Below are 12,884 nucleotides of genomic sequence, written 5' to 3' on the forward strand. Positions count from 1 at the left end.
TTTAATCAATATTCCTATTTATAAAATCTATTAAAAATTTAGTTATTGTCACTATCTTAGCATAATCCATTCTGGTAAGTCCTATTATGCCTATAGTTCCTAATATTTTCCCATTCCTTACACAATTACCTAAAACAACACTATAATTTTTAGCCTCTTCTACACTATTTTCTTCTCCAATCTTAATCTGAATATTATCAATACAATCACAGCTAAGTAAATCATTAAATCTATTAATATTATTGAAAAAAAACACTAAATCCTTAACTTTATCAATACTATTAAATTCTGGATAACTTAAAACATTGTCAATACCTTCAAAATAATAACTTGCCTCTGTATCATGCATAAATAAATTGTGTAAAATCATTCTTAATTGATCGAATATATTTCTATCTAAATTCAGACATTTTATAGACTCATACACCAATTCAAAATCAATATCTTCAAATTTATACGAAATACAATGATCATTAATTATTTTATTAATCAAAGTAATAGTTTCATAATCCATAGGTCTATTTAATTTAATGATATTACTTTTTATAATACCTTCATTGGTTATAATAACAGTCAATAAATTGTAGGTATTTATTTTTATAAATTCAATTGATTTTATAGAATTTTCAATTACTGGTGGTATTTTTAATACACAAGCCAAATTTGTCAATCTAGAAATGAGAGATAATTTAGATTTTAAAACATTTTCAAGATCAAATAAATCTAAATTTAATAAATTATCTTCAATATACTTTTTTTCCTCATTGGTAATTTTTTTGGGTTTCATTAATTTATCTACATATAATCTATATCCTTTATTTGATGGTTTCCTACCAGAAGAAACATGAACTTGTTCTAAAAATCCCAATTCTTCTAAGTCAGACATTTCATTTCTAATTGTTGCTGAACTTATTCCTAAATCGTATTTCTTTAGTAACGTTCTGGATCCTACTGGCTCACCTGTACATATAAAATCCTGGATTATCGAATATAGTATTTTGGTTTTTCTCTCATTCATAATAATTAACCTCTCTTTATTAGCACTCTATTTATTAAAGTGCTAATGGCTTGAAAATAAAATAACATTTTAAAATCAATTTGTCAATTTTTTTATTATAATTTATTTTGTATAAAATCTTTTAAAATTAAATTCATTAACATCAACCCATCATTTGTTATAAAAATCCTGCCATCCTTCACATTTATTAATCCATTTTTTTTATATTTTTCAATGACTTTTTCAAATCTAGAAACAAAATCTATATTAAATCTACTATAAAAATCCTCTATTGATATACCTCTTATTTTCCTTAGACCTACCATTATATATTCTTCAATATTATCAATAAAAGAATTATCATGAATATTTTTATAAATAATTTTATTATCTTGTTTAAGTGCTCTTATATATTTATTCAAATCTTTTATATTTTCAATTCGCTTATTTTTGTAAAAGGAATGAGATGAAACACCTATACCTATGTAATCATCAAAATTCCAATATATTAAATTATGTAAACAAGGTTTGTTATTTCTACAATAGTTTGAAATCTCATAATGTTCAAATCCATTTGATTCCAAAAAATATTTGGTGTAATTATACATATCTATTTGAATATTTTCATCCAATTCAGTAAACTCACCTTTTTTATACATATTATAAAATTTGGTATTATTTTCTAATATTAAATTGTAAGCAGAAATATGGGATAAATCATATTCTACTAACTTTTGTAATGTAACTTTATAAACATCTAAATTTTCATTAGGTATCCCATATATAATATCTGCATTTATATTTTTAAAACCAATATTTTGTGCATAATTTATACTTTTTTCAAAATCATCAAACGAATGAGTTCTACCAATAAAATTTAAAGTAGATGAATTTGCACTCTGTAATCCTATACTAAGTCTATTTACTCCATAATATTTCATAATATTGAGTTTATTATATGTTAATGTTCCAGGGTTACATTCAATTGTAAATTCCAGAACCTTCGTTAAGTCACATATGCTACTTATACCTTTTAATAATATTTCTAACTGTTTATCATTAAGATAGCTTGGAGTTCCTCCACCAATAAATATGGTGTCGAATTTTTCATGTTTATATAAATCTAGCTCTAACAATAGTGCATCTATATAATCATTAATTAAATATTCATTTTTAATATAAGATGTAAAATCACAATAATAACATTTACTAGCACAAAAAGGTATATGGATATAAAGACCAATCATACTAATCTACCTTTAAAACAGATATAAATGCTTCTTGTGGTATTTCAACTGCCCCCACTTGCCGCATCCTCTTTTTACCTTCTTTTTGCTTTTCAAGTAACTTCTTCTTTCTAGTTATGTCCCCACCATAACACTTAGATAATACATCTTTTCTAACTGCCTTAACTGTTTCTCTTGCAATTATTTTAGCTCCAATAGCTGCCTGTATAGGTATTTCAAACAATTGCCTAGGTATGATAGTTTTTAATTTATCCACAATCGCTTTACCTCTTTGATATGCTTTCTCCTGTGGAACTATCATAGATAAGGCATCAACTGCATTTCCATTTAATAAAATATCTAATTTAACCAACTTAGTTTTTTGATATCCACTTAATTCGTAATCAAATGAGGCATATCCTTTGGTTTTAGATTTTAAGGTATCAAAAAAATCGTAAATTATTTCATTTAATGGTATTACGTACTTTAAAATTACTCTCGATGTATCTAAATACTGCATATCAATAAAATTAGCACGTCTTCCTTGACATAATTCCATAACCCCTCCAACAAACTCTGAAGGTGTTATTATAGTAGCATTAACCACAGGTTCTTCTGTAGATTCAATTTCTGTAGTTTTAGGCATATTATATGGATTTGTAATCTCAATAACACCGCCTGAGGTCTTATTAACTTTATAAATAACAGACGGAGCTGTTATTATTATGTCTAAATTAAATTCACGTTCCAATCTTTCTTGTATTATTTCCATATGTAATAAACCTAAAAATCCACATCTAAATCCAAAGCCCAATGCCAACGATGTTTCGGGTTCAAAGATCAATGCCGCATCATTTAATTGCAATTTCTCTAAAGCTTCTTTGAGTTCATCATACTTATCTCCAACTATAGGATATATACCACTAAAAACTGTAGGTATTGCAGATTTATATCCCTCCAATGGCTCACTAGCTGGATTTTTAATTGACGTTATAGTATCTCCAACTCTAGCATCTTTTACATTTTTTATAGCTGCTGCTACATATCCAACTTCTCCAGCTTGCAAAATATTTACTGACTTATAACTCGGTGTAAAAACGCCTACCTCTGTAACCTCATATTCTTTATTAGAAAACATGAATTTAATCTTCATTTGAGGTTTTATGTATCCTTCTTTCACTCTTATATAACAAATTACACCTCTATATGAATCGTATACAGAGTCAAAAACAAGTGCTTTTAATGGATTATTCACATCCCCTTTAGGTTTAGGTATTTTTCTAACTATAGCCTCTAAAACATCACCTATATTCAATCCTGTTTTAGCAGATATAGCAGGAGCATCTTGTGCTTCTATTCCTATAATATCCTCTATTTCTTCTCTTACTTCTTCAGTTCTCTGACTGGGTAAATCAACTTTATTTAAAACCGGCACAACTTCAAGTCCCGAATCAGATGCTAAATAACAGTTTGCCAGAGTTTGTGCTTGAATTCCTTGACTAGCATCAATAACAAGTATAGCACCTTCACAAGCAGCTAAACTTCTAGAAACTTCATAATTGAAATCAACATGCCCAGGGGTATCTATTAAATTTAATATATATTCTTCATTATCAATAGGACTAGTGTATATAAGCCTCACAGCTTGAGATTTAATTGTTATACCTCTTTCTTTTTCTAATTCCATATTATCCAATACTTGAGATTCCATCTCCCTTTTAGTCAAAGTACCAGTAATCTCTATTAGTCTATCTGCTAAAGTCGATTTGCCATGATCTATATGTGCTATAATACAAAAATTACGTATATTATCTTGTTTTTTATTGTTCATCCAAAAATCACCTACAAATTAATTAAATATACATTAATATAGATTATAAAATATAATTTTAAAAATTAATACTACCTAATTTTGTGCATTGTTCATCTTTTCCATGGAAATTTTATACTGAAAATCTTATTTTCTCCATTAATTCTTAAAATCACATCGTATCCATAGCTTTCTTTATAAATACTTATCAATGTTTTATCATCAAAAGTTGATATGCTTAAATCATTATTGCTATTATCTTGAACTTCTCTAACGTTATTTACAATTCCTGTAGACGAGTATACAACATTGATTTTTACAAAACCCACAGTAAAAACACATATAAACAACAAAATTCCAAAAATATATTTAAATTTTTTTTCCTTAAAAAACAAAATAACACCACCTAAATAGTTTTATTTAAATGATGTCATTTTTTATATTTCTTATTCCATTTTTTTACAATTATTGTGCTAAATATTCTCCTATAACATTTGAGAGTAATTTTGCTGAATTTATAGCTTCTTCCATGGTATTAAGTTGAGCGCCCATCTCAATCAAGGCTAACTTAGAAGACTTGGTTTGATTAAATGCGTTACTTCCACTTTCATAATGAAAAACGCTCCTTGCAAACCCTGGATATAAATCATTTGCTAAACTTGTTAAATCCATAGCAAGTTCCTCATTGTCTAAATAATTAGGATTGTTATGAGCAACAACAAACATTATTTTTGCAACATTTTTTCCTTCTATATTTGCAGTAACTAGATTTTTATTTTCTAAAGAATCTCTATGCAAGTCCAATATCAAATCAAAATCCTCAATCTCAGATAAATATTTATCTAATGTTTCTGCTGATCTCTTATAACTTTCTAAATAACTCGTGTTATGTATAGTTTTGTCATGTATAACTTTAATATTATAATTTTTCTCTAATTCAGTTTTAAGAACATCTCCTACACCTACAATATTATATTGTTCATAAAATGAATCATTTTGAGCTGGTTTAAATGCTTCTGTTGTATGTGTATGATATATAAGTATTCTCTTCTGAGTATTGTTTAAGTTAACAATCCCATTTGTAGTTTTATCATCCGAATTTAAGTTTTGAGATGAATTATTGTACATATTAGATGATAATTCCATTTCATTAATATCAGATGATTTTAAAATATTTATCTCTTTTTCAATTATAGAAATTGGATTCATTAAATCAATTCCTAAAATATTTTTTATGTCTCTAATAAAGGCTTCCTTAGAATTTTCAAAATATTCACCATCCACAAAAGCCATATAATTATTTTTTAGTATCGAGCTATAAGCATAATTAAAATTTCCCGATATATTGAAATATGTTATGTAGGTTTTCAATATTATCCACAAAATAATAATAGAAACTACAGTAACAATTCCTATTATTTTAAAATCTCTTAAGTTAATCTTATATTTTTTCGTCAATTGCATCTAATTAACCCTCCCATATAAAAAATATATGAAAGGGATAATATTTTATTATATTTTTTCTATTTTTTTATTTTAAATCTATAAATTTATTTAACTTGTCCATATCTAAATTAGGATGTAGTGCAATATTTATACCCATTGCAATCATCTTGGACATTGATTCTATTACTGAATCTACATCTTTAGGTGCAACTATCATCTCACCCATAGATATAGACAATGTTTTACGTATCATATCCATCCTTTGTCTTTCTCCCAATAAATTTTTTTCTATATAACTCTCATCTATATCTTTGATTATGGTATCTAAAATTAAATTAACGCTATCACTGACAATTGTGAGTGAATCAACAACTGTGGGTATACCTATTCCAATTACTGGCACACCTAACGTTTCTTCATTAAGTGGTATTCTATGATTATTCACCCCAGCCCCAGGATTTATCCCCGTGCTTCCTACTTGTATCGTTGTATTGAGTCTAGATACTTTTCTTGCGGCTAAAGAATCAACACAAAGAACATAATCAGGTTTAATTTTATTTACAAGAGATTTTACTATTTCGCTTGTTTCTATTCCTGTAGTTCCAAGCACTCCTGGCGAAATAGCACATACAGATGAAATATCATCTTCGATATATTTAGGCATAAATTCTTTAAGATGTCTTGTAACAAATAATTTTGATATAACTTTAGGGCCAAGAGAATCTGAAGTTACATTCCAATTTCCTAGTCCTACAACAAGAGCCGTTTTACTTGAATCCATAGTTATAAATTCTTTTAATACTCTCCCAAATATCGAGCTAATCTTGTCCATCATCTCAACATCATAATATGTTAATTTTGGTAATTCCAAAGTTGAATAGTATCCCATCTTCTTACCAAGAAGTTTTTCACCATATTTATTTTTAACTCTTATATTAGATATTCTTATATTCGAATCTTCGATTTGTTTAAAATCTATATTTGGATTCCCTTCAAATATCTTATTAAAATCATTTTCCGATACTCTACCTTTAACCATAACTTGTCTCCTTATTTTGTAGACATTTTTAAAAATTACACTTATTTATTTTGTGTAGTTTTTTTTAAATTATTTAATTATGTCTTGAAATTATTTTTAATTAATGTTACTATATTGGCATTATTGGTGTTCGATCTAAAAGGATGGTGAAAAATATGGCAAATATTAAATCAGCTAAGAAGAGAATTAAAGTTACTCAAGCTAAAACTTTAAGAAATCAAATGGTTAAATCTGCATTGAAAACTGCTATTAAAAAGTTTGAAACTTGTTTAAAAGATAATAATATAGAATCAGCAAAAACTGAATTCTCTCAAGTTACTAAAGCTTTAGATATGGCTGCTTCTAAAGGTATTTTACATAGAAATAAAGTTGCTAGAAAGAAATCTAGTTTAGCTATAAAATTAAATAAAGCTCAAGCTTAAAAAACCTAATACCAATCGGTATTAGGTTTTTAATTATCTACATACTACATATTGAAATAAGCAAAATTTCAAATTCTGAAAATGCATCAATATCTGTTGATGATCTAATTTTATATTCTAGATCCAAAAAATTATCGAGAACATTTATAATATTTTTCAAACTATATTGTTTTGATAACTTAATAAAATTATTTAAACTATACTTATTAATACGTGTTTTTTTAGTAATTTCATCAATATTGATCCCTTCTTCTAATAATAACTTCACATCTAAAAATTTAGAAAATTGACTACTAATCATGCTAAATATATAATTAAAATCATTTCCGGTCAATGAAAGTTCCCTAAAGCTTGTTATAGATTTATTTAATTTTTTCTCCATAACATTATTTATAAGAACAAAAACATTATTTTCTAAACTTTTAGTAATAACATCATCTATATCTTGTTTAGTTACTTCCCTTCCTTCTACAAAAAATTTCAACTTATTAATTTCATTTTCTATATGAAAAAAATCATTTTCAACTCTAGAACAAAAATATCTAATAAGCTCTTGTTTTATATTAACCCTATTTAATAAAAACATCTTAGAAACTTCTTTGTAAAAGTCATCTCCCTTTAGCTCTTGAATATTGCAAACTTGACCAAATTTAGAAAACGCTTTTAAATTGTCCTTATTCTTCTCCTTATTCCCAAACACATAATAAAAAACTAAAACACAATATGAAGGTAAATCGGCTAAATAATCTTTAATTTTCTGAACAAAATCCCTATTTTCATAATCACTTCTTAAAAATAGTGCGTTCTCAACTACTACCATTTTTTTATCTTGCATCATTGGAATTGTATTACAACATTCAGAAAAATAATTTATATCAAAATTATTATCAAACTTAATTTGATTATAATTAAATTGTTTAAAATCCCTCAATATCAATCTTTTCTCTATGCTTTTCAAAAAATTTTTAATAAGTTTCCCATCATAACTATAGATAAAATAACAATTTTTTATATTATCTACTTCCTTCATCAATAAATCATAATCTAACATATAACTCCCTAAAATATAAAATAATATTTTTGTGGATAAATATCCGAATAATATTTAAAATTATCTTCCATATTATTCACTTCTATCTTTTTCTTATCAACATATAAAACAACCTTCTTATTTATAAATTCCACTTTAACCCCACTTATTATAGATGAATCTTGATTATTATTAATATTTGTAAATACTTTATCAACTCCAAGCTTATCAATTAACTGATCTATATTTTTTAAATTACCATCTAAATACAAATAACTTCTATCTTTATTTCTGATTATAACATAGTTTTTATCATAGTATTTCCCTACTTCCACGCTAGAATTAATCATCGTAATAGTTCCAATATAAACAAATGATAATATAAGCACTAATTTATTAAAAGTTTTAAATGAAATCTTTTTCCTAAAAAAATATAGTATGTACAACATAACTATAAAAATAATCAAAATATTTATTAAGTATATACTTTCTGGGGTAAACATCTTTATTAAAATAATCCCACCATCAATTACATCAAAAATAATCTTTATTAAATAAACAGTGATTTCCTTAAAAAGTGGTATGAAACTAAAAAATACAAATACAATACTCAAAATCACTAACAAACTATAAAATGGAACTAAAAATATATTTGAAAGTAAAAATCCTAACTCTAACTTCCTATTAATTATTAAGTTAACAGGAATAATAAAAATTTGAGCACTAATTATAAGTGAAATGGGTTCACTCAATAATTTAGGTAATCTATATAAATAATCTTTAATTTTACTATTAAATAATAAAATCCCAAGTGTAGATACAAAAGAATATATAAACCCTAATCTCAAAACTTCATATGGTCTTATAAGCAATATTAAACTACCAGCAACACACAACGCATTTATTCCATCATAATTTCTATGTACCCTAGGCGACATTTCTCTTATAAACACCATAGAAAATGCTCTTATCCCAGACACCTTAAATCCAGTAAGCACAAGATAAATAAACGTCGCTATAATAGATGGTAAAAAACTTAATATTTTTGATAAGATTCCAAAAATCAAATTAATATGAAAACCCGAAACACTTAAAATATGTACAATACCTAACTCTTTTAAATCATTTTTATACTCCTTGTCCAATGACGATGTATCGCCGAACACTAGGCTCGACAAAATATTTCCACGTTCAACTCCAAAATTATCTGTAAATAGCTCTTTTATAATAGATTTCATCCCTATAAAAATAGAATAAAGATCTTTTTGATACGAATTAATAGTATAATCAATAATCTCTCCAACCACACCAATATCATAATAATTAGATTTTTCTATATTTCCATTCAAATTCAAAACCATACCAATATCAACTTTGTCTATATTTTCAAAGTTTTTAATCAAATATCTTTTGGGTATTATATTTTTTGAAGAAACAACTATATCTTTTGATAATTTTTCTGATATTCTAAAATTTTTATTAGTTACAAGATTCTGATTATTAGAATAATACGATAATATGTTGAAGAAACTAATTACACTCAATATGATTAGAGTTAATTTAAACACTTTATATATTACATTTCTAAGCAAAAATGTAATCAATAAGAGTAACACAAAACCAAATGATATAAAATCATCTTTCATTAGTTGAATTCCTAATAAATTAGACAATATGATCACTGTAAAACAATAAACAAAAAACTTCATAAGCCAAATGTCCTTCTAATATTTGTTATAATAATTTCAAATTTTCAAGATATTTATTCAAAAAAATAAACCTCCAGAAAATAATTCCAAAGGTTTTATTATTATTTTAAAGACTTAGTTTTAGCCGTAAATATAAAAGAGAATATAAAAGATATAAAAATAGCAAATGTTATTCCAGCAGATACCCCACTAAGTCCTCCCGTTATCACACCAAAAAGTCCACTCTCTTTAACTTTTTCAATAACAGAACTTCCCAAGCTATACCCAAATCCTATTATAGGTATGCAAGCTCCACCAGATGCTTTCTTTATCAAAAAATCATATCCAGGAAATAGTGATAAAACATTACCAAGACAAACCATAAAAACCAAAATATATGCAGGTAATATTTTAAACTTATCCATAAAAATCTGACTAATACCACATATAATTCCTCCAAGCAAAAAACTCCATAGATAATTCATAAACGCATCACCCCCTATTATTAAACTCTATAGCAACAGCATGTGCTATTCCTGGAACACTCTCACCTTGAAATGAGGTTGTTGGACTCATTAATGCTCCTGTAGAAATTATAAGTATCTTGGTAATTTTACCTTCCAATAATTTTTTATAAAAATATCCTGTAAAAACTGAAGCGGAGCATCCACATCCACTCCCTCCTGAACAAGTATCTTGTCTTCCATTATCATAGATACTTTCACCACAATCTACATACACTTTCGAAACATCGTACCCTAACTCTTTAAGCATAGTTTCTGTTACTTGTCTTCCAAATTTGCCTAAATCACCTGTCGCAATACAATCATAATAACTTGGATCTCTTCCTGTATCTTGAAAATGTTTATAAATTGTATCTACTGCTGATGGAGCCATAGCAGCCCCCATATTATTTACATCCTTAACTCCATAATCTTTAACTTTACCCGTCGTTATGTGTGTAATCTCTGGATAATTACCTTCTCTTCCAAGAAGAACTGTTCCTGCTCCTGTAACAGTCCACTGCGAAGTTATCGCTCTTTGACTCCCATACTCTAGAGGAAATCTAAACTGCCTCTCTGCAGAACTGAAATGAGATGATGCTCCAGTTACAACATAATTAGCAAATCCTCCATCAATAAACATCGCACCCAATCCTAATGATAAAGAAAATGTAGAACAAGCACCATACAAACCTATAAACGGTATTTTTATTTCACGAGCTGCAAAATTCGAAGATGTTATTTGATTCTGCAAATCTCCACATAACAAATAATCGATATCATCTTCAGTAAGATTCCCTTTTCTTATACTTTCACTAATTGAAGTATATAAAATACTCGACTCTGCCTTTTCATAAGTTTCCTTACCGTTTTTATCATCTTTAAGAGTAATATCAAAATAAGATCCAAGTGGACCTTCACCCTCTTTAGGTCCTACAACACTAGTCGCAGATATGATTTTAGGTCTATTTTTTAATTCAACCGTCTGAGTTCCAACTCGTTTATTATCATACATAACTTATCTATCACCTATCCTACAAATTTACTAAAAATAAAATATCCAATTCCAACTAAAACAGATGAAGTAACACCAAAAGCTATTACGGATCCAGCTATTGTGAACATCTTTACACACGTTCCAAATACAACTCCCTCTTTTTTAAATTCTATCGCTGGAGAAGTCACAGCATTAGCAAATCCAGTTATTGGCACTATACTTCCTGCCCCTGCAATATTCGCAATTTTATCGTATATACCAATTCCCGTTAAAAATGATCCTATAAATATCATTGTTATAGATCCCAAAGCTCTTACCTGAAGCTCATCAAATATATAATTAGCATAGAATTTAAATAAAAGTTCTCCAATTACACAAAATATCCCACCAATAATAAATGACATAACAAATCTTTTAATGTAATTTGGCTTCGGTTCATAATTTTTGGAATAATCCTCAAATGTCTTTCTTAACCTCTTTTCATCAAAACTCAATCCTTTTATCCTCCGAATATACATGATATTTTTCACAAATATATTATAGGTATATTAAAGTATTTTATACTTTACTTTTTTTCCCAACGATTTAATTAATAAAAGGTTTCAAAAATTAATTTTTATTGAATTATGTTTAAATTTATATTATTATATATACAATTAGTTAATTTTCTAATTGTGAGGTGCCTATGTCAAAGTATTTTAATTTTACAAATGATAAAAGTTTGGATTTCGAGCGTAATGAATTCAAAAATAATTCATTAATTGAAATTGATTATTTAAATAAACGTCTTTCTTTCTTAGAAAGAGTAATTCAAGACAAGTATTCTGATATCATATCTCTTGCATCCGAAATTTGTAATGTTCAGAATATGAACTTAAAATATGATTTGATTGACATATTAATAAAACATGGTTATAACTTATCTAATTACAAATCTGAAAGAAATGACATTAGAGATATACTAATAAACGCTAATAAAAATAAACAAACCAAATCCGAAAATAATGTTTCTGTAGGAACAGATATGGAAATTATAATTAATGACATTGACGACAAAGAACCTCATAATTCTGATAGCGATACAAACAAAATAGTTTCAAAAAATGAATCAAAAGTTATAATAGAAGTCACCGATCAAAATAAAGACTCTAAATCTCAGGATATCAAAGATATTGGACAAGCTGATTTAAAAGCAAAAGAAATTGAAACAACTCAAAAAAGTAAATCAGATACTGCTCGTGAAAAAATTTTAAATAATCTTAATAGACTGATTTCATATAAGGAAAATACATTTAATGATTTAATAGAAATGGTTGACTTTAATACAAGTTCTAATGCAAACAAATCAAATTTAAGTAAATTTATTGAATGTTTAGAAAGCCAGATAGTTGAGCTTAATCAATATAAAGATAATATTTTAAAAAATTACTCTCTAAGTAAGGCAATTGAACTCGGATCAAATGGCAAAATTACTTTTTCAAGAGTGTTTATTGAAAAAGAACGTTTAATTGATAAAAATAAAGATGAATATATAAAAATTGTTAACGAAATGTATGAACTATATTCTGAGTTTGTTGATACTTATCTAAATAATATTAGTTCAATGAAACCTTACCTTGATCATGAAAAAATTACATCAATACAAAATAATTGTGCAAAAGTTATATATGATCTAAAGTTGATAAGAACACTTTATTCTTCTTTGGATAAAATAAAGAGTGTATAG

Annotated in this window: 13 protein-coding genes; 2 read left to right on the plus strand and 11 right to left on the minus strand. The window is 26.6% G+C overall.

The genetic code is table 11. From position 1 onward, the window contains the following. Nucleotide 1 precedes the first annotated feature (1 nt). From hrcA to gpr, 6 genes are all read right to left on the minus strand, one after another. Nucleotides 2-1,018, minus strand: a complete 1,017-nt coding sequence (hrcA, locus tag RATSFB_RS04275; protein ID WP_014094819.1) for a heat-inducible transcriptional repressor HrcA — start codon at nucleotides 1,016-1,018, stop codon at nucleotides 2-4. 95 nt (nucleotides 1,019-1,113) lie between these two features. Continuing rightward, nucleotides 1,114-2,244 carry a radical SAM family heme chaperone HemW gene (gene hemW / locus RATSFB_RS04280; RefSeq protein ID WP_014094820.1) on the minus strand — a complete coding sequence of 377 codons (1,131 nt, stop codon included), beginning with the start codon at nucleotides 2,242-2,244 and terminating at the stop codon, nucleotides 1,114-1,116. Between the two features lies 1 nt (nucleotide 2,245). Continuing rightward, nucleotides 2,246-4,054 carry a translation elongation factor 4 gene (gene lepA / locus RATSFB_RS04285; RefSeq protein WP_014094821.1) on the minus strand — a complete coding sequence of 603 codons (1,809 nt, stop codon included), beginning with the start codon at nucleotides 4,052-4,054 and terminating at the stop codon, nucleotides 2,246-2,248. A 92-nt stretch (nucleotides 4,055-4,146) separates the two neighbouring features. Beyond that, nucleotides 4,147-4,428 (minus strand): hypothetical protein, encoded by a 282-nt coding sequence (locus RATSFB_RS04290; RefSeq protein ID WP_044035549.1) that lies wholly within the window; start codon nucleotides 4,426-4,428, stop codon nucleotides 4,147-4,149. Nucleotides 4,429-4,498: 70 nt separating this feature from the next. Then, the gene (locus tag RATSFB_RS04295) at nucleotides 4,499-5,497 is read right to left on the minus strand and encodes a stage II sporulation protein P (RefSeq protein WP_014094822.1); all 999 of its coding nucleotides are present in this window, start codon (nucleotides 5,495-5,497) and stop codon (nucleotides 4,499-4,501) included. Nucleotides 5,498-5,564: 67 nt separating this feature from the next. Further along, a complete protein-coding gene (gene gpr, locus RATSFB_RS04300; RefSeq protein ID WP_014094823.1) occupies nucleotides 5,565-6,518 on the minus strand; it encodes a GPR endopeptidase in 954 nt (317 codons plus the stop codon). Between the two features lie 155 nt (nucleotides 6,519-6,673). Between gpr and rpsT the strand changes: the two genes are divergently transcribed. Beyond that, nucleotides 6,674-6,940: a 30S ribosomal protein S20 gene (rpsT, locus tag RATSFB_RS04305; protein WP_014094824.1), complete on the plus strand. Its 267-nt coding sequence runs from the start codon at nucleotides 6,674-6,676 to the stop codon at nucleotides 6,938-6,940. Nucleotides 6,941-6,977: 37 nt separating this feature from the next. Here rpsT and holA read toward each other — a convergent pair whose 3' ends face one another. The 5 genes from holA to spoVAC all read right to left on the minus strand — a co-directional run bounded on the left by holA (nucleotide 6,978) and on the right by spoVAC (nucleotide 11,652). Then, a complete protein-coding gene (holA, locus tag RATSFB_RS04310) occupies nucleotides 6,978-7,991 on the minus strand; it encodes a DNA polymerase III subunit delta (protein WP_014094825.1) in 1,014 nt (337 codons plus the stop codon). An 8-nt stretch (nucleotides 7,992-7,999) separates the two neighbouring features. After that, nucleotides 8,000-9,679, minus strand: coding sequence for a ComEC/Rec2 family competence protein (locus RATSFB_RS04315; protein ID WP_044035550.1), 1,680 nt, complete (start codon nucleotides 9,677-9,679; stop codon nucleotides 8,000-8,002). Between the two features lie 101 nt (nucleotides 9,680-9,780). Beyond that, a complete protein-coding gene (locus tag RATSFB_RS04320; RefSeq protein ID WP_014094827.1) occupies nucleotides 9,781-10,143 on the minus strand; it encodes a SpoVA/SpoVAEb family sporulation membrane protein in 363 nt (120 codons plus the stop codon). A 7-nt stretch (nucleotides 10,144-10,150) separates the two neighbouring features. Next, nucleotides 10,151-11,176 carry a stage V sporulation protein AD gene (gene spoVAD / locus RATSFB_RS04325; RefSeq protein ID WP_014094828.1) on the minus strand — a complete coding sequence of 342 codons (1,026 nt, stop codon included), beginning with the start codon at nucleotides 11,174-11,176 and terminating at the stop codon, nucleotides 10,151-10,153. Nucleotides 11,177-11,190: 14 nt separating this feature from the next. Beyond that, a complete protein-coding gene (spoVAC, locus tag RATSFB_RS04330) occupies nucleotides 11,191-11,652 on the minus strand; it encodes a stage V sporulation protein AC (protein WP_044035551.1) in 462 nt (153 codons plus the stop codon). 191 nt (nucleotides 11,653-11,843) lie between these two features. On the opposite strand from spoVAC, the gene RATSFB_RS04335 reads away from it, so the two are divergent. Then, nucleotides 11,844-12,884, plus strand: coding sequence for a hypothetical protein (locus RATSFB_RS04335; protein WP_014094830.1), 1,041 nt, complete (start codon nucleotides 11,844-11,846; stop codon nucleotides 12,882-12,884).

The sequence above is a fragment of the Candidatus Arthromitus sp. SFB-rat-Yit genome, assembly GCF_000283555.1.
Lineage (GTDB): Bacteria > Bacillota > Clostridia > Clostridiales > Clostridiaceae > Dwaynesavagella.